16 protein-coding genes are annotated in these 19,020 nt (G+C 37.7%); all 16 read left to right on the top strand.

The genetic code is table 11. The annotated features are described in order from the left end of the window. Nucleotides 1-2 precede the first annotated feature (2 nt). Nucleotides 3-1,115 carry a GDP-mannose 4,6-dehydratase gene (gene gmd, locus ACMGDE_RS14550; RefSeq protein WP_436833546.1) on the top strand — a complete coding sequence of 371 codons (1,113 nt, stop codon included), beginning with the start codon at nt 3-5 and terminating at the stop codon, nt 1,113-1,115. Then, a complete protein-coding gene (locus ACMGDE_RS14555; protein ID WP_436833547.1) occupies nt 1,115-2,206 on the top strand; it encodes a GDP-L-fucose synthase family protein in 1,092 nt (363 codons plus the stop codon). The genes gmd and ACMGDE_RS14555 overlap by 1 nt, the downstream gene beginning before the upstream one ends. 99 nt (nt 2,207-2,305) lie before the next feature. Continuing rightward, entirely contained in the window at nt 2,306-3,778 is a 1,473-nt protein-coding gene (locus tag ACMGDE_RS14560; RefSeq protein WP_436833548.1) for a lipopolysaccharide biosynthesis protein, read from the top strand. A gap of 1 nt (nt 3,779) precedes the next feature. Next, nucleotides 3,780-4,844, top strand: a complete 1,065-nt coding sequence (locus ACMGDE_RS14565; protein WP_436833549.1) for an NAD-dependent epimerase/dehydratase family protein — start codon at nt 3,780-3,782, stop codon at nt 4,842-4,844. Nucleotides 4,845-4,865: 21 nt separating this feature from the next. Next, a complete protein-coding gene (locus tag ACMGDE_RS14570) occupies nt 4,866-6,608 on the top strand; it encodes a thiamine pyrophosphate-binding protein (RefSeq protein ID WP_436833550.1) in 1,743 nt (580 codons plus the stop codon). Between the two features lie 121 nt (nt 6,609-6,729). After that, complete coding sequence (locus ACMGDE_RS14575; RefSeq protein ID WP_436833551.1) at nt 6,730-7,761, top strand: acyltransferase; 1,032 nt, start codon at nt 6,730-6,732, stop codon at nt 7,759-7,761. Nucleotides 7,762-7,775: 14 nt separating this feature from the next. Continuing rightward, nucleotides 7,776-8,897 (top strand): polysaccharide pyruvyl transferase family protein, encoded by a 1,122-nt coding sequence (locus tag ACMGDE_RS14580; RefSeq protein WP_436833552.1) that lies wholly within the window; start codon nt 7,776-7,778, stop codon nt 8,895-8,897. A gap of 22 nt (nt 8,898-8,919) precedes the next feature. Further along, the gene (locus ACMGDE_RS14585) at nt 8,920-9,960 is read left to right on the top strand and encodes a glycosyltransferase family 4 protein (RefSeq protein WP_436833553.1); all 1,041 of its coding nucleotides are present in this window, start codon (nt 8,920-8,922) and stop codon (nt 9,958-9,960) included. 99 nt (nt 9,961-10,059) lie between these two features. After that, on the top strand, nt 10,060-11,211 hold the full coding sequence (locus ACMGDE_RS14590; RefSeq protein ID WP_436833554.1) for a glycosyltransferase family 4 protein: 1,152 nt from the start codon (nt 10,060-10,062) through the stop codon (nt 11,209-11,211). Continuing rightward, complete coding sequence (locus tag ACMGDE_RS14595; protein ID WP_436833555.1) at nt 11,195-11,962, top strand: glycosyltransferase family 2 protein; 768 nt, start codon at nt 11,195-11,197, stop codon at nt 11,960-11,962. Before ACMGDE_RS14590 ends, ACMGDE_RS14595 begins: the two co-directional genes overlap by 17 nt. 76 nt (nt 11,963-12,038) lie before the next feature. Then, the gene (locus ACMGDE_RS14600; RefSeq protein WP_436833556.1) at nt 12,039-13,046 is read left to right on the top strand and encodes an EpsG family protein; all 1,008 of its coding nucleotides are present in this window, start codon (nt 12,039-12,041) and stop codon (nt 13,044-13,046) included. A gap of 7 nt (nt 13,047-13,053) precedes the next feature. After that, complete coding sequence (locus tag ACMGDE_RS14605) at nt 13,054-13,860, top strand: glycosyltransferase family 2 protein (protein ID WP_436833557.1); 807 nt, start codon at nt 13,054-13,056, stop codon at nt 13,858-13,860. Further along, a complete protein-coding gene (locus tag ACMGDE_RS14610) occupies nt 13,850-14,401 on the top strand; it encodes a DapH/DapD/GlmU-related protein (protein ID WP_436833558.1) in 552 nt (183 codons plus the stop codon). The genes ACMGDE_RS14605 and ACMGDE_RS14610 overlap by 11 nt, the downstream gene beginning before the upstream one ends. An 88-nt stretch (nt 14,402-14,489) precedes the next feature. Continuing rightward, the gene (locus tag ACMGDE_RS14615) at nt 14,490-16,829 is read left to right on the top strand and encodes a glycoside hydrolase family 20 protein (RefSeq protein WP_436833559.1); all 2,340 of its coding nucleotides are present in this window, start codon (nt 14,490-14,492) and stop codon (nt 16,827-16,829) included. A 4-nt stretch (nt 16,830-16,833) separates the two neighbouring features. Next, nucleotides 16,834-17,964, top strand: coding sequence for an NAD-dependent epimerase/dehydratase family protein (locus tag ACMGDE_RS14620; RefSeq protein WP_436833560.1), 1,131 nt, complete (start codon nt 16,834-16,836; stop codon nt 17,962-17,964). Next, entirely contained in the window at nt 17,964-18,995 is a 1,032-nt protein-coding gene (locus ACMGDE_RS14625; protein ID WP_436833561.1) for a WaaS/CpsH family glycosyltransferase, read from the top strand. The genes ACMGDE_RS14620 and ACMGDE_RS14625 overlap by 1 nt, the downstream gene beginning before the upstream one ends. Nucleotides 18,996-19,020 lie beyond the last annotated feature (25 nt).

Raw genomic sequence — 19,020 nt, forward strand, 5'->3', positions numbered from 1 at the left:
AAATGAAAACAGCATTTATAACAGGCGTAACTGGCCAGGATGGAGCTTATCTGAGTGAGTTCCTATTGAAAAAAGGCTATACGGTGCACGGTCTTAAACGCCGTACATCTTTATTCAACACCGATCGTATTGATCACTTATATGAAGATCCCCATGTAGCGCATCCAAAGTTTATTCTACATTACGGCGACATGACGGATAGCACGAATCTCATCCGGCTTATACAAGAAATCCAGCCCGACGAAGTCTACAACCTCGCGGCCATGAGCCATGTTAAGGTTAGCTTCGATACACCCGAGTATACAGCCAATGCCGACGGCATCGGCACACTGCGTCTGCTTGAAGCTATTCGTTTTCTCGGTTTGGAAAAGAAGACCCGTATATACCAAGCTTCTACATCTGAGCTTTATGGACTGGTACAGGCGGTGCCGCAATCCGAGACTACCCCATTTTATCCACGTAGCCCATATGCCGTAGCGAAACTTTATGCTTATTGGATTACGGTGAATTATCGAGAGGCCTATAATATATTTGCTTGCAACGGCATTTTATTTAACCATGAGTCGCCGATACGAGGCGAGACATTCGTGACACGCAAGATCACCCGTGCCGCCGCACGTATTGCCATGGGCTTGCAAGATAAACTTTACCTTGGTAATCTCGATGCCCAACGTGACTGGGGGCATGCGAAGGATTATGTACGGATGATGTGGATGATCCTTCAGGCTAAAGAGGCTGAAGATTGGGTCATTGCTACTGGAAAGACGACACCCGTGCGCGATTTTGTTCGAATGGCTTTTGCGGAAGCCGGTATCGAACTCGAGTTTACTGGGGAGGGCGTGGAAGAGCGGGGCTATATCAAGTCATGCAACCATCCGGAATACCAATTGGAAATCGGTAAAGAAGTGCTAGTGGTAGATCCGAAATATTTCCGACCCACCGAGGTGGAGCTGCTTATTGGTGATCCATCTAAAGCGAAAACCAAATTGGGCTGGGTGCCTGAATATGATTTGCAGGACTTAGTAAAGGACATGATGGAAGGCGACATCAAGCTGATGAAAAAAGAACAATACCTTAAGGCGGGCGGCTACCAGACACTGAATTATTTTGAATAATGGATAAGGCCTCCAAAATATATGTTGCTGGGCACCGCGGTCTCGTGGGTAGCGCGATTCTGAAAAGCCTTCAAGAAAAAGGCTATTCCAATCTGGTGACCCGCTCCCACACCGAATTGGACTTGATAGATCCAGTTGCCGTGTCAAATTTCTTCGTCAATGAAAAACCTCAATACGTGTTTCTAGCGGCGGCAAAAGTAGGCGGTATTGTGGCGAATAGCACTTATAGGGCCGATTTCATCTATGAGAATCTGATGATTCAGAACAACGTGATTCACCAGAGTTACAAAAACGGTGTTAAGAAATTACTATTCCTCGGCAGTACCTGCATCTATCCCAAGGAAGCACCGCAGCCAATGCCGGAGGATTCGCTGCTGACCGGTCCGCTGGAATATACCAACGAGCCCTATGCTATTGCGAAGATTGCCGGCATTAAACTTTGCGAAAGCTATAATATCCAATACGGTACCAACTTCATATCGGTAATGCCTACCAATCTATATGGGCCCAACGATAATTTTGATTTGGAGAAATCGCATGTATTACCTGCATTGATCCGGAAGATACACCTGGGCAAAGCTCTTGAGAATAAGGATTGGACAGGCATCCGTCTGGATTTGGATAAACACCCTATAGAGGGAGTGTCCGGAAGCGGCACAGAGGAAGAGATACTGCGCGTTCTCACTAAATATGGTATCCGTTATGGCACCGACAATAGCGTGCAAATCGAAATCTGGGGTTCAGGCAACCCAATGCGGGAATTCCTATGGAGCGAAGATATGGCCGACGCCTGTGTATTTATCATGGAAAACAAGGATTTTAAGGATTTGGTGACCCCGCACAATCAGGAAGTCCGGAACACCCATATTAATATTGGTACAGGCGAAGATATCAGTATCAGGGAGCTGGCTTACCTGATCCGGCAGGTAGTAGTTTTTGAAGGAGAATTTTTCTTTAATACAGATAAACCGGACGGAACGTTAAAGAAACTGACCGACCCGGCGAAGCTGAATGGATTGGGTTGGAAGTATAAGATAAGCCTTGAACAGGGTTTAAGGGCAATTTATAGCTGGTACCTGCAACAACTATAAATGTATTATGGTGTTGCTGAATATAGAAGAAGGTAGTGTAAAAAAAAATTGTCAAGCAATAAAGCGATAGCGAAAAATACGGCCTACCTGTATGTCAGGATGTTGTTCACCATGATCGTTGGGCTATATACGTCCCGGCTGGTGTTGGAAATCCTTGGTGTAGAGGATTATGGAATATATAGCGTTGTGGGTGGAATCGTATCATTATTTTTGTTTCTTAGCAGCACGATGGCTTCAGTTACTCAGCGTTTTTTTTCTATATCGCTGGTTCAAAACGATTTAGAAAAACTAAAAAGGACTTTTTCGGTAAATTGGTTTATTTATGGAACAATTGCCGTCATCGCTTTTGTATTACTCGAAACTGTTGGCTTGTGGTTTGTGAATGAACATCTGAAAGCGCCAGCTGAGCGATTTGAATCCGTACGCTGGCTTTATCATTTTTCGGTATTAACCTTTATCGCAACTATTTTCACCACGCCTTTTATGGCTATTATTATTGCGCATGAGGATATGAAGATTTATGCGTATGTATCGATAGCAGACGTATTGCTTAAATTGGCCGTATTGTATTTACTGATGTATTTACCCTGGGATAAGCTGGAATTATATGGTATGTTGATTTTCGCGGTGTCTGTTATTAATACGGTTATTTATACCGTTATCTGCGTCCGTAAATACAGCGAGTGTCAGTTTCGGAAGTTTTATTGGGATAAAAGCATATTGTGTGAAACCCTATCATTTACTGGTTGGTCTTTGTTTGGCCAGGTTACGACAGTAATGCGCAACCAGGCAGTTACTATTCTTTTAAATCAGGTTTTTAATCCAGTTGTAGTGGCGGCAAGAGCCATAGCAATGAATGTTACTTCTCAGATTAACCTGTTTTCTAATAATTTCAACGTCGGGCTTTATCCGCCTATTATCAAAGCGTATGCCGCCCCGGACAGCAAGAGGATGTTTTCGCTGATATTTATGGGGTCGAAGATGACTTTTTTCATGATGTGGGTGTTCGCATTGCCATTGTTCCTTGAAATGGATGTGATATTACATGTTTGGTTGAAGAACCCGCCGCCGGAAGCTGTGCTGTTTACGCAATTGGCATTGGTGGAGGCGTTGATAACTTCTATAAGTTTACCGATCACCACTGCCGCCCGCGCACCAGGAAGAATGAAAACTTATGAATTGACACTTGGGTCTATTCAGATTGCCATTTTCTTTGTTTCCTGGTTAGTACTTGAATTGGAGACGGCGGCATATTCTGTTTTTATCGTTGCAGCGACCGCGAACTTAATTATGTTTGTTGTCCGGCTTATTTTTGTTAATACACTCATAGGCCTTCCGCTGAAATCATTTTTTGTGAAGGTGGCTTTCCCAATTTTTGCAATGGTGTTATTGTCCGCGATACCATCATTTGCCGTTCATTTATTTATGCCTAAGGGATTATTGTTTACAACCACATCGGTTGTATTGAGTGCAATGTTTGCGATCATAAGTATGTATTTTGTTGGCATAAATAAATTGGAGCGTGAAAAAGTGCGGGGTATAATTGTAAGTAAGATCAATAGATTGTTCTGATATGAAAGTTTTGGTTTTGGGCGGCACCGGTGCAATGGGTATTCATTTAGTTCATCTCTTTTCAGAGGAAGGTGTGGAGGCCGTTGTTACATCCCGTACAGACCGGAGGTCTGAAGGGAAAATACGCTACGTGAAGGGAAATGCCCATGATATCGTGTTTCTTCAAACGATTTTAGAAGAAAAATGGGATGTAATTGTTGATTTTATGGTCTATACAACACCAGGCTTTAAAGAACGGGTTAATATATTGTTAGATGCTACATCCCAGTACGTTTTTCTGAGCTCTGCCCGAGTGTATGCTGGCTCTGACCAACCTGTTACCGAATCGTCGCCCCGGCTACTCGATGTTTCCGATGATCAGGAGTTCCTGTCGACCGACGAGTATTCACTGACAAAAGCCAAACAGGAAGATATACTGAGAAATTCAGGGAGGGAAAACTGGACGATCATCCGCCCTTACATTACCTACAGTGAGAATAGGTTACAGCTTGGGGTCTTGGAAAAGGAGGAATGGTTGTACCGGGCATTGCATGGCCGGACTATTGTCTTTTCCTCGGATATTAACTCAAAAATGACAACGCTGACTTACGGGTTGGATGTGGCAAAAGGAATAATGGCGGTAACCGGTAAAAAGCAGGCGTTAGGAGAAACGTTTCATATAACAACGAAAAATTCAAATACCTGGGGTGATATATTGGCTATTTACTTAAAAGTATTAGAGAAACACTTGGGGTATCGACCTAAGGTATTGTTGCAAAACCTGGACGATTTTTTAACATGTAAACCCGCTAAGTACCAAATACAATATGACAGGTTGTTTAACAGGAAATTTGATAATCAGAGCATTGATCAATACGTTAACACAGGTACTTTTACTGAAACACAATTTGGATTAAAAGCTTGTCTGGGGGAATTTTTGAAAAGCATTGATTTTAAGGGTATAAACTGGAAAACTGAGGCGTTGAAAGATAGGGCAACTAAAGAATTTACCCCGTTAAATGAAATACCAGGAATCAAACAAAAAGCTTATTATTTAATTTATAGGTTTATTATAAAAAAAGCATAGTATATAAAAGTAAAGATTTTTATGGAAAAGTATTATACAGACGAGAGTAACGCACTGATCGTTGTTGCATTACTAAAGGAACATGGTATCCGTAAGGTGATCGCATCACCTGGCTCTACAAACGTTGCTATCGTTGCAAATGTTCAAAATGACCCCTATTTCGAGGTGTATTCGTCAGCAGATGAACGTTCTGCAGCTTACATAGCCTGCGGCTTAGCCGCGGAGTCGGGTGAACCTGTGGTCATTAGTTGTACAGGAGCAACTTCTTCGCGGAATTATTTGCCAGGTATGACCGAAGCTTACTACCGTAAGCTTCCAGTATTAGCTATAACCTCCTCGCAGATTTTTTCAAAGGTAGGGCATCACGTAGCCCAGGTTATTGATAGGAGCGTAGTTCCCAGAGATGCTGCAAAATTAAGTATAGCACTTCCTGTAGTAAAAGACGAAGATGATGCTTGGGAATGCGAGATCAAAGTGAATCGTGCCATTTTGGAACTAAAACGTCATGGAGGGGGACCAGTACACATTAATATTCCTACCACCTACGTTAGAACTTTTAACACAAGAGAACTGCCAAAGGTACGCGTAATTGACCGCATAACTGAAACGGGTAATTTCCCGCAACTACCTCAAGGAAAAATAGCGGTGTTCGTCGGATCACATTCCCATTGGACAAAGGAGCACACAGAGGTACTTGATAAATTTTGTGCATCAAATGATGCTGTTGTCTTTTGCGATCATACGAGCAATTATAAGGGTAAATACCGCTTATTATATTCACTCGCTGCCAGCCAGAAGATGGTTGATTCGGCCATAACCAATTCAGATGTACTCATCTATATCGGTGAAATTACTGGTGACTATTTTAGTATGCGGGTTGGAAAGAAACAGGTATGGCGGGTCAGTGAAGATGGTGAATTACGGGATACTTTTCGAAAGTTACGCTATGTTTTTGAAATGCCTGAGCAGACTTTCTTCAAACATTACACTAAGAGCGGTAACCAGACAGCTGATAGCTATTTAACGGCATGTAAAAATCTATTGAATACGCTTTATGGAAAAATACCTGAATTGCCGTTCTCAAATATTTGGTTTGCGTCTAAAATGGCCCATAGGATACCCGAAGGATCCAGAATCCATTTTGGCATTCTTAATAGTTTGCGTTCATGGAACTTTTTTGAACTCCCCGATTCCGTGCTGTCTGCATCGAATGTAGGTGGATTTGGTATCGATGGTAATGTGTCGTCCCTCATCGGAGCGTCGTTTGCCGATAGGAATAAACTATACTTTGGAGTGATCGGTGATTTAGCCTTTTTCTACGACATGAATGTCATAGGCAACAGGCATGTCGGTAATAATTTAAGGATCTTGGTGGTGAATAACGGAAAGGGAACGGAATTCAGATTAGGTGGCGTTCATCCAGTGTTTGAAAGAGACGAATATGCCGACGAGTATATTTCAGCGGCCGGGCATTATGGAAATAAATCTTCAGAACTTGTTAAGCATTATGCGCAGGATTTAGGATTTGAATATTTGAGTGCCGCCAATAAGCAAGAGTTTGAACAAGTTTATGAACGGTTTATCACGCCGGAAATTACGAAGCTTCCCATATTATTTGAGGTTTTCACAAACAGCTCAGAAGAGAACCAGGCACTGGAAAGCATGTTGAATATCGAAGAAAATTTGAAAGTAAAGGCAAAACAGGTAGCAAGAAAGATGTTGGGAAATAGCGCCGTTAATATCTTGAAAAAATTTGTAAAATGACAAACCGAACGGGAAAGAGAATATTTGCAGGTAATTAGTTCAAACATGTGTAAACTCTCTGATAATAATAGTAATGTAAATATTTCGTACCGTAGTTTTTGATAAGATAACTGAGTCAGAAATGAGAGAACGTGATTATAGTTTTGATGTGTTAAGAGGCATAGCCATTTTGGGTGTGGTTTTCATTCATGTTACTAATATAACCTACAAGGATAACTTGTCAGGGCTTAATTTTTATTTATGTGTGGCTTTAAAGCAAGCCGTTAATTTCTCAGTTCCCTTGTTTTTGTTTATCTCTGGATTCTTTATGGCTAAGAAGGAAGTCAAAGATTTTAATAGCTACAAGCGGTTTCTGTATAAGCAATTACCGAGAATTTTTATTCCATTTTTGGTTTGGAGTTCTTTTTATAGCGTTTTTAATTATTATCAAAATGGAGATATTCTTTCAGTATTTATAAATTTTATAACTTTTCAATCTACTGTTCCGTTTTATTTTATCTGCCTGATAATTCAGTATTATATTTTACTTCCACTTATTGTGTATCTTGGAAAAAGTCTGAAAGGGGTAATGCTTTCTCTTATAGTTAGTTTGTTTTGTTGTCAGGTTGTAGAAATACTGCATTATAAGTTCTCTATAAACTTGCCATTAATTGTATATGCAGGGAATTTTTTAATGTGGTTGGTATTTCCCGTATTAGGGATTTATTTCAATAAAAATACGAAAAGTGAATACACGAAAAGTGAAATTCTATTGTGGGTTACTGTTGTTCTATATTTGGTTCAGCTTTTGCATACGTTCTGGCTTGCTAATAGTTATGAGGAACCAAAATTGGCTGCTGCCGCAGGTAAAATTAGTTCCTTCCTGTACTCGATTTCGGCCATCTTATTTTTGTATTCTATAAAGGAAAAGTTAAATAGAGGAATTTTTATGGTTAAAATGGGGTTAGCTTCATTTGGTATTTTTTTTTCACACATGCTTGTTCTAATGAGTATAGGAGTTATATTAAATAAGATAATTAGTTTGGAGGTTCAGCAACATGTAATCATACAGGTCGTTGAAACGATTACAATTGCAATACTTTGTTATTTATTTGGGAAAGTTAGTGTAAAAATACTTGGAAAAGAAAATGCAGCAAAATATTTAGGTTTCTGATACTAAAAAAAGATATGAAAATAGGGATAATGACTTTCTGGGAATCCAAGAATAATTATGGTCAAATATTGCAGCTATTTGCGATGCAAAAGATTTTGAAGAAATTAGGGCACGACCCATTTTTGATTAAGTATTACAGGATTCCGGAGAAAAAGAAGATGCCATTAATCCAGAAATTGAGACCTGGTTATGTACTGCGGGTGATAAAGTACCGATTGAAACAATTGGTTAAGCAAGATCAGCAACTCAATTTTGACGACAAGAGGGAGTTTGATGCTTTTAAAAGACAATTTCTTGTTTTTGGAGAACAAGATTATTTATCACTATTAAGTTTATATAACCAACCACCTGTTGCAGATGCATATATAGCCGGGAGTGATCAGGTATGGAACAATTCATTTAGTGTCCCGGCAGAAGCATTTTTACTTGGTTTTGGCGGGTCGCATATTCGTAAGATCGCTTATGCGGCAAGTTTTGGACAACCGGTGTTGAATGAAGAAACAGCTATTATTTTCAGGAAATATATTCACAATTTCACTGCGATTGGCGTAAGGGAGGAAACGGGCGTGGATATCTGCCGTAGTCTGGGAACAGACCGTGCGCGTTGGGTTGTTGATCCTACACTTTTGTTCGATAAAGAAGACTGGGCGGGATTGCTGCATCTGGGCGAGGAAACGCCCAAAGATACTATATTTATTTACACGTTGGGCAATAGCGAAATCAAGGACAAGGACAAGTTTATTGATTATGCCAAAAACCTGACGGGTATTGGTGTTGTCCATGCTTCGGCAAATAACGATCCCTCGGGAACATACTGGCCAACGATTCCACAGTGGGTAAATAACATTCGAAAAGCGAAACTGGTGATTACAACCTCATTTCATGGAATGGTATTCTGTTTAATTAACAATACCAATTTTATAGTCCTGCCAAATACAGGACACGCGCAGGGTATGAACGAGCGCATTGTTAGCCTGCTTGATTTAGTAGGATTGAAAGATCATATGATGTCTTATTTTTCAAAACAGTCTTTCAATACAATCATGAATAAGGATATCTCTTGGGGTGCTGTAAATGATATCCTCGCCAAGAAAAGAGGCGACTCCCTGGCTTTTTTAGAGAAAAGTCTTATTTAGACGCTTTAACCGATAAATTGTGATGAAAATAGTGTTTGCTCCTGTAAACAGGGAAAATCCTTATCAACCCCAACTAATGAATTTGTTGTCTACACATGGCCATCAAGTCTGTGAGGGAAACAGGAGCCTGCGCCAATTTTTTAGATCAGCGGAGTTTACGGGGGCCGACATTATCCATTTCCATTGGTTCGAACCCTACATAATGGGTGGGAATAGGTTTAAAATGATTGTCAAAATTATAATTTTTCTTTTAAAACTGAAACAATTAAAGAAAACTAAAAAGTATTTTTGGACAGCACATAATTTCAAAAGCCACGAAAGTCGCTATCCTGAATTAGAAAAGATTTTTCTTAAGCGGTTTTTAAAACTTATAGATAAAATAAGTGTACACAACCTATTTACAAAGGATAAGTTAATAAAAGAATTTAGAGTGGGCGCCGAAAAAATACACGTGATACCACATGCCAATTATATCGGCGCTTATCCTGCTGCCAGTGAAGCAGGTGCGTTGGCTTTGAAAAACCAATTAGGCATTGACAACAACAAACTTACTTTTATGTTTTTGGGTCATATAAGGCCTTATAAAGGCGTGTTAGATATAATAAGAGCATTTAAAGAATTAAGGTTGGATAATGCACAATTACTGATTTGTGGGAGTATTAGAATAAGGGAGGAGCAGTGTATAATCGAACAGGAGATTTTAGACAAAAATAATATCACCTTAGTGCCGAACTATATTGAAGATGCGGACATGAGTAACTACCTAGATTTGGCAGATGTCATGGTATATCCATATAAAAATATTTTGACTTCCGGAGGCTTGCTTTTAGGTATGTCTTACAAGAAAGCCTGCATCGCATCGAACGTAGGGAGTATGCCAGAGTTTTTGGATGAGCAGTTTTTGTTCAGCGATTATGCGGATTTAAAGAATGTGATTAGGACAATCAGTTTTTATTCAAAAGAAGATTTAAAAAGGATAGGAGAAGCTAATTTTTCTGGGATTAAAGATGATACTTGGGCTAAGATGGCTGAATTAACATCTAATTTGTACAATAAAACGTGAAATACTGCGATGCATTAAGATCTTAAAATTCATTATGAAAAGGAATTTGGCAGCATGGTAAACGAATCATTACGTCAAACACATAACAAATACAGAAACGTGAATATCCTATTTGTAACAAGTTTTGGCACATTATATGGAGCAAACAAGTCTTTGCTTAGTCTTTTAGTTCACTTAAAGAAATCGGGACAAAATGTGTATTTGCTTTCGCAACAAAATGGCCCATTAATAGCCGCGACAAGACAGCATGGTATCACCTGCAAAGTAATTCCTTACCGGATTGAGGTTGATAAATTAAAGCAACATTTCCTCAAAGGTTTTCTTAAATACCTCATTAATAAATCGATATTATTTCTTAATGCAAGATATTTTAAAAGTCTGGATGTAGATTTGATCCACAGCAATTCGTCTACTATTTTCTTTGGAGCATATCTCGCTAATTATTTGGGAAAGCCTCATGTATGGCATATGCGAGAGTTCCTATACAATGATTACAAACTAGTTTATTCACTTGGAGAAAAGCATTTTATAAAGTGGGCAACAAAAGCGAATAAGATGATAGCGATAAGCCAATCGATTTATGATCAAAGGTGCCGTAATTATAAAAATGCTTTCGTTTTGTACAATGGAATTATTTCAGAGAAAGACACCATTAGTAAAGTTGATATCAAATCAAAGATTTTCAAATATAACTCGGATTTAATTTTCATTACGGTTGGCTTTTTAAGCGCTGAAAAAAATCAGCTTGAGGCAATTATAGCTTTTGAAGAATATCTCAAAAAAACCAGAGTAAGTAGCGACGAATTACATATCATTGGAGAGGGGGACTCGGCATATGAGTTCAAACTCAAAGAGTATGTAAGGCGAAACAATTTGAGTGATCGGATCAAGTTTTTTGGCTATATTGATGATATTAGTTCATCGTACCGAAATTCAGATATCTTGCTAATGTGTTCTAGAAATGAAGCTTTAGGAAGAGTAACGATAGAAGCAATGACCCATGGGTGTCTTGTCGTCGGACACAATAGTTATGGCACTGCTGAAATTATTAAAAACGAATATTCAGGTTTTTTATATTCGGACACAAATGAATTAGTACAGCAAATGATAATTTGTAAAAATGACGTGAATTTAAGGTATACTTTAATATTGCAGGCAGTAATTGAAGTAAAGCGGAATTTTACAATTGAGGCATATACAAAAAAAATCGAAGAGATTTATAAATCTGCTATAAATGGCACCGAAAGTTAGCATTATAACTGTTACTTTCAATTGTGAAAAAACAATCGCGGCCACAATTGAATCAATAGTAAATCAGACGTACGATAATATTGAGTACATCGTTGTTGATGGGAAAAGCACTGACAATACGTTGGCAGTAATTGACCAATACAAAGAGCACATCACTGTCATTGTAAGCGAAAAGGATATGGGAATTTATGACGCAATGAATAAGGGGGTCACGAAATCAACTGGTGATTTCGTTAATTTCATGAATGCTGGGGATATCTTTCGGGATGTTAATATAATAGAAACATTATTCAATACACAGCAAATACATAAACACACAGAAATTCTAATTGGAGACGCAGTCGCAAAATTTAACGGATTTACCAAAATATATAGAGCAAAAAGTCCTTCTCGTTGGAATCCGATGCCTTTCAATCATCAAGCAAGTTTCGTAACTAGAGATTTGTTATGCCGATATCCGTTTTCATTACAATATAAGTTCTGTGCAGACAGAGATTTTTTTATTCGCGCATTTCTAGGAGGGGCCAAATTTAAAGTTGTAAAAAAAGAAATAGCGGTAATAGATGCAATCGGATATAGTTCTACTCATGCTTATCAAAGTGCTCTTGAATCGCTGGATATCTTATTAAAGAACAACTCTATTGGTAAGGATGAATATTATTTTAGAAAGTTAATGCTATGTATGAAAGAATTTGTTAGATCGCTTATTCCGAAGCGATTCATGAATTCCATATATAAAATTACGAAATAATAAATTATTTATTTTGTCTATGTTTTGGTTCGATTTAGAGTTTGGATTAATATACGCGCTACTATTTCTAATAGCCTTGATTTCTTCAGTCGAACAGGACGTTAATAAAAAAGTGCTGCCTCCTCGAATTCAGTACATAATATCATGGTCTGTGTTGTTTTTATTCGGATTAGCTTTTGGGTTCAGAGATTATAAAGTCGGTACAGATACCAAAACTTATATAGGTATTTTCGAAGAGTACGCAACCTATGACTTTGGTGTCGAGTTGGTTTTCAAAGGACTGGTCGGTTTGACTCGCATATTCACCAATTCTAGAGGTTTCTTAATTGTGATGGCCTTTATCTATGTTTTACTGTTAGGCACCGTAATAAGACAGAAGACCTTTAATGAAAATCGATTATTATTATTATTAACATTTGTTACTCTTTTTTTTTTTAAGAATTTCGGCTTCAATGCAATGAGACAAGGAATCGCATCTATGCTAATTCTTCTCGCAATAAATTCGTGGGAAAAAGACAAAAAACTATATGCTTTCTTATTCTCAGTAATTGCTGTCGGAATCCATACTTCGTCATTACTTATAATATTATTATATCTGGCGGTTAAGAAAGTGCGATCCATAAAATCTCTTTTAGCTGTTTACATAATTGCCGCGTTAATTTCAATTACCGGAAACGGAATTCGGTCGCTGTCAAATTTAGTTCCCGAAGTTGCAATGAGTGATAGACGTGCCGCATATTTCGTTTTAGAGATGAGTTACGAGACGGGTTTCAGAATAGATTTCTTTGCTTTCAATACCCTGTTCTTAATTGTCGCGTTAGCCATAAAAAGGTATATGCTAAACGACAATTCGGAATATGCAATAGCTTATACTAGATGGCTTAAATACTTCGCACTTAGTAGCTCACTTTTCTTCCTTTCGTTTGATATGCCATTTTCCGACAGATGGGGGTTATTATCGTGGATAAGCATTCCTTATCTTTTAGAGCCTTTGGCTAGTAAAAAAAATAGTTATAAAATTTCCACTTTATATACATTAATTATGGGAGCGTTATTTATTGTGTTCGAAATTTTCCTAATTTAATGCGAGAATGATTTCAATAGTTATACCAGTTTACAATGCTGAATCAACAATCGTAAGCAGCTTAAATTCAATATTAAAGCAAACGTATAAAGAAAAGATTGAGATTATTCTGGTCAACGATGGTTCAATAGATAATAGCCTCAAAATTATTACGGAATATAAAAAATTACATTCCGACATCCCGATTGAGATTATAAATCAGATGAACAGCGGCGTGTCCAAGGCTAGGAACCAAGGCTTAAAACATGCGAGAGGAGAATATTTAGCATTGTTAGACTCAGATGACGAGTGGCGTGAATTAAAGCTGCAGAAGCAAATGGAAATATTTCAAAAAAATCACCATATTGACTTCCTCGGCACGTTGCGAAATGACGAACAAATAAGTTTCCCATATTCCATAAAAGATGGGCTCGTTAAAATTACATTAAGAAAATTATTAATGAGGGTTACAGCGCAAACGTCAACGGTGATTTTTAAGAGAGACATTCTCGGAGATGTTGGATTTTTTAATGAGAAGTTAAAGTATTCGGAGGATGCAAATTATTGGATGCATATCAGTAAAAAGAAGCAGATGTACTTAATTCCAGAAAGTCTGGTAGTGACTGGCGGTGGAAAACCAAGTTTTGGATTTTCTGGTTTATCCTCAAACTTGGTCGAAATGGAAAGGGGAGTCCAATTTAATATCGACGAGATGTACAAGTTATGTTATATAACTTGGCTCGAATATTGTTTTTTTAAATTATTTTCAAAAGCAAAATTTTTTTTGCGAAAAAAAAAAGCTAAACGTCAAAAAAAAAATACTTATGTTCTTTAAACTGATTTGGTTTCTTAGGGCTCTGCTGTATAGACCTTTTTTTGGCGAATTAAAATGGCCATCATATTTAGGCAAGCCGGTGTATATTAAGGGCGCAAAAAACATTTTTGTTGGTAAAAGAGTTAGAATCTATCCCCAGATACGTCTGGAGACACATTACAATGGAAGAATCAATATCAAAGATAACGTGGGGATTGCGCAAAACGTACATATCACATCCATGGGTGATTTAGAAATCGGTGAAGGTACGACTATACTCGCTAATGTTTTCATCACGAATATAATTCATTCCTATAAAGAGGTTGATATCCCTATTTTGAACCAACCGATGATATTGGCAGAAACGACAATTGGGAAAAATTGTTTTATAGGGATTGGTGCTAGTATTCAAGCGGGCACAAGATTAGGCAACCAATGTATAGTCGGCGCTAACTCAGTCGTAAAAGGAGAATTCCCAAACTATTGTGTGCTTGTTGGCGTGCCGGCAAAGATTATTAAGCAATATAACCCGACTACAAAAGTTTGGGAAACGGTAAAATAGAGGCAACTATAAAGTTTGCTTAATTGTATTGGATATTTCGGCTGTTCACGTGGGCCTTGACGAGCATTGCCGATTAAATTGGATTATCATGACGTATTTATTAAAATTTTTGAAACACTCGTGCACCGTATTATTTTTCTTGTGTTTTTTTCACTCGTGTAGCGCTCGTGATATAACACTCGTTGAGGAAGGAACGACCGATTATACAATTGTACTCCCAGAATTAAACACCCTCGTCGAGCAGAATGCGGCTGCCCAACTTCAAAAAACATTACTAGAAATTTCTGAGGTTCAATTTCCTATCGTTAGAGAAAATGTAATTAAGGATGTATCTTCTAGATCTTTCATTTTTATTGGCAATACTGAACGAACAAGAAACGAGAAGTTTAACGGCGAAGGGATGATGCAAACCGATGCCGTTAACGTGCGATTTGTTGGCCGAGATATCTTCCTTTTCGGCGGAGACGAACGAGGCACACTATATTCAACACTTGAGTTCCTTCAACGATATTTGAATTGTGAATGGTGGTCATCGACAGAATTCGATATTCCGAAAATGACTAAAGTTGTTATTAACCCAATTAATTTCTCATTTGTTCCGCCATTTAAAGTGCGAGGTCATCTGTCTTATCATTCAACTGTTAACCCTTTCTATTCTACGGTACTTCGAGAAAACGGCGATTTCCAAAAACTCGATGAGAATTGGGGGGGGCATCATGAAATTGTGGGTTGGGCTCATACCTTTAGTCAAATCTTACCACCAAGCACGTATTTTAAAAAGCATCCGGAATGGTATATAAATCCAAGTTCAGGATTGCCATTTCAAGGGGGGGACAAGATGCCAAATGCTAATGAGACACAATTATGCGTGACAAACAGCGACATGACTAAAGAATTTATTAAGAATGTTAAATCATGGATACGTAAAAATCCTAAAGCTGAAGTCATTTCGATATCTCAAAATGACATAAATATTTATTGCAAGACAAATGAATGTAATAAAATAATAGCTCAAGAAGGGGGTGTTTCCGGATTAATTCTAAGGTTTGTTAACGAAGTCGCGAATGCATTCAAAACAGAATACCCATCATTAAAATTTGAAACGCTAGCATACGATTATACAGAGAATCCGCCAAAAATAACTAAGCCCGCTGATAATGTTATCATTAGGATAGCTCCAATATTAACCAACAATGCGAAGCCCCTTTCAGATATTACAAATAAAACCTCTAAGATAAACATTGAAAATTGGTCGAAGATATCAAAACATAACTATTATTGGGGCTATAATGCAAATTTTTCATATCCATTATTGCCTCATCCGTCCTTAAGTCACTTGAAGGATGACCTATTGTTTCTTAAGAAATTGAATTTTGAAGGAGTATTTATACAAAGCATAGCATCTCCTTATTATCAAACAGAAGAATTTGGGTATTTCAACGAACTCCATACTTGGATAACGGGGCAATTAATGTGGAACCCTGAGCAAAATTATGAAGAGTTGATGACTAAATTCTTTACTCGTTACTATGGCCCAGCGGGAACATATCTTAAAATATATTTTGATTTAATTGAGCAAGGTTACCTCGATTCTAATGAGAAACTTAGCGTCTTTAATCGCAATATGAGCTTTATGTCTGAGACCATTGTGACGAAAGGTGAAGAACTGTATCAGAATGCTTTGAAATCTGTATCGGATAATCCCAAACTATTAACTAGAGTTAAAAAGGCGAAAGTCTCCTTTGATTTCGCTAAAATATTTTTGTATACAAAAGGGCCATCAATAAACAACTTAGAGTCCGCAGATGAACGTCAAACCACTTATAACAAATTAGTAGAACATTTTTTAAGCAATTTGAATGATCTTCAAGTTTCGAGTGAAGATGCGTCCAAATTTAGGAGATATGTCGATCGTCAAGCAGGCAAGTTAGATGACCTTAGACCCAGTATGGAATCCTTGAATGATCTATTGGATAAAGGATCGAAAGAATTTACCATTCAACAAAATGTGTTTACGTATTACAAATTGGGATCAAGAACAAAGAAAATAACAGATGATGATGCAAGTGATAACTTAGCTGCTTATATGGATGCCTCTAAATCCGATTGGGCAATACAATATAACGTGGGAAATTTAGAGAAGCCGAATGTGAGCTGGGAAATAACTTCACATATTAAAATTGACGGTGATGTGTCCAATATTAAAGGAAGCAAAATAATGTTTGGGGTCTACGATCCTAAAACGCAACAAAATATTTCTATTAGCGAAATGGAAATGGACAAAGTAAGTAATAAACATTATAATATGGTCACTTTACAAAATGTTCATCTAAAAAATGGGTACGTAATATTTTTCTCCGTTGTTAACCCTAATCCAAAAGTCAAAGGAATTAATATTGATAAAATTGATTTAAAACAAAACAAATAAATTTATGCGTATTTTAATTTCCGGAGGATCTGGTTTTATTGGGTCAAATCTCGCATTGAAGCTGGTTCAAAAAGGGTATAAGGTGACAGTGTTGGATAATTTGTCTCCCCAAATACATGGGCATAAGCCCGTACAAACATCTTTGTTATATCAACGCATTAAAGACAATGTGCACTTTGTGTATGGAAGCGTTGCGAATTTAGAAGATTGGGCCAAAGTTTTGTATAATCAAGATGCGATTATTCATCTCGCTGCGGAAACGGGAACAGGGCAGTCTATGTATGAAATCGATAAATACACAGATGTCAATATCGGTGGAACATCTAAAATGCTGGATTTGCTGGTAAATACGAGGCATGAGGTTAAGAAGGTAATCATAGCTTCTTCAAGGTCCATTTATGGCGAAGGGAAATATCTTAGCAAAGAACATGGCCCTGTATTTCCAATGAATCGTACTGCTGAACTTATGGATAAAGGGTTTTTCGAAGTAACCTACCCTAACTCGTCCGGCCTAACATTAGTCGGGACAGATGAAACCTCGAAAATACATCCATCTTCGGTATACGGAATAACGAAGCAAACCCAAGAACAATTGGTCATGACGGTGTGTCCCTCTGTTAGCATTGCAGCTGTGGCTCTTAGGTACCAAAATGTTTATGGCCCCGGTCAGTCATTGAAAAATCCTTATACCGGCATATTATCCATTTTTTCTACCCAGATTAAAAATGGCAATGGCATTAATATATTTGAGGACGGGAAAGAAAGTAGAGACTTTGTGTATATAGATGATGTGGTTAATGCGACAATCTTGGGATTGGAGAAAGAAGAGGCAAACAACCAAGTGTTCAATGTCGGAGTTGGCGAACCCATTGATGTATTAACTGTTGCAAATAAGTTGATTGAAAATTATAAAATTGATGTTCCAATAACCGTTACTGGAAAATATAGACTCGGTGACATAAGGCATAATTATGCTGATCTCACCAAAATAAGGCGTCTTCTCGGCTTTGAGCCAACTATATTATTTGACGAAGGAATTAAGCACTTTACGAATTGGGTAGATACGCAAGAAATACAAGAAGATTGGTATCAGAAGTCTATCGACGAGATGCAGGCTAGAGGTTTATTAAAATAATGGTTACTGATCAATTCAAGGGAAAGAATGTTCTTTTCTTTCTGGCGCGAACCTTTGGGTTGGAAGAACAGATTGGAAAAAAACTTGAGTCTTTGGGAGCGAGTGTGACGTTCTACGATGAACGGTTAAAGGATAGCACATTCACCAAAGGAATAATAAGACTACGGAAGGAATTATATCAAAAAAAGATAAATACCTATTACCGAAATATATTAAAGGAAGTTGACCATAAGGCGTATGACTTTCTTTTTGTAATCAGGGGGGAAGTTGTGCCTGAATTTTTTTTAAAGGCTTTTCGAAAAGCACAACCAAATTGCACATGCATTTTCTATAACTGGGACTCTTTTACTAATACAAGCCATAGCATTAAACTACTGAAGTACTATGATAGAGCGCTTACTTTTGATCCCGAAGATGCTAAGTGCTTTAATATTCACTTCAGACCGTTGTTTTTCTTTGATGGGTATAAAGAAATTAAGAAAGATACAGCGAAAGCAGATATAGACATCCTATTTTTAGGAACAGCCCACTCAGATCGTTATATTATCAGTAACCGCATTAAGGAATGGGCCATATCTAAAGGAATCCAAATGCTTTGTTATTATTATATGCACGGAAAACTGGTTTATTTTTTTAAGAAGTTTTTTGATAAGTCTTTTCGATATTTTGATTACAAGAAGCTAAGCTTCAAGCCGCTGAGCTTTAGCGAGATTATTTCATACTACAAACGATCCAAAGCCATTTTAGATATTAACCACCCTAAACAAAAAGGCTTGACCCTTCGGACATTTGAAGCTATCGGTGCACAACGAAAGTTGATTACGACAAATAGCCAAATTACTAAGTTTCCTTTTTATAATATGCGCAATTTTTTTGTAATCGATAGGGATGCGGCTTCAGTACCGGAGGATTTTATTCAGTCACCTTATTTGCCTTTAGATGACGATATATATGATAGGCTGTCGATAGAAGGTTGGTTGTATAATATTTTCTTCGATTTTGAAGATGAATTCTGGCAACAATGTTTATGAAGTGAATACTGGAATATTTTTTGCA

The organism is Parapedobacter brassicae, assembly GCF_051400755.1.
In the GTDB taxonomy this organism is placed as follows: Bacteria; Bacteroidota; Bacteroidia; order Sphingobacteriales; family Sphingobacteriaceae; genus Parapedobacter.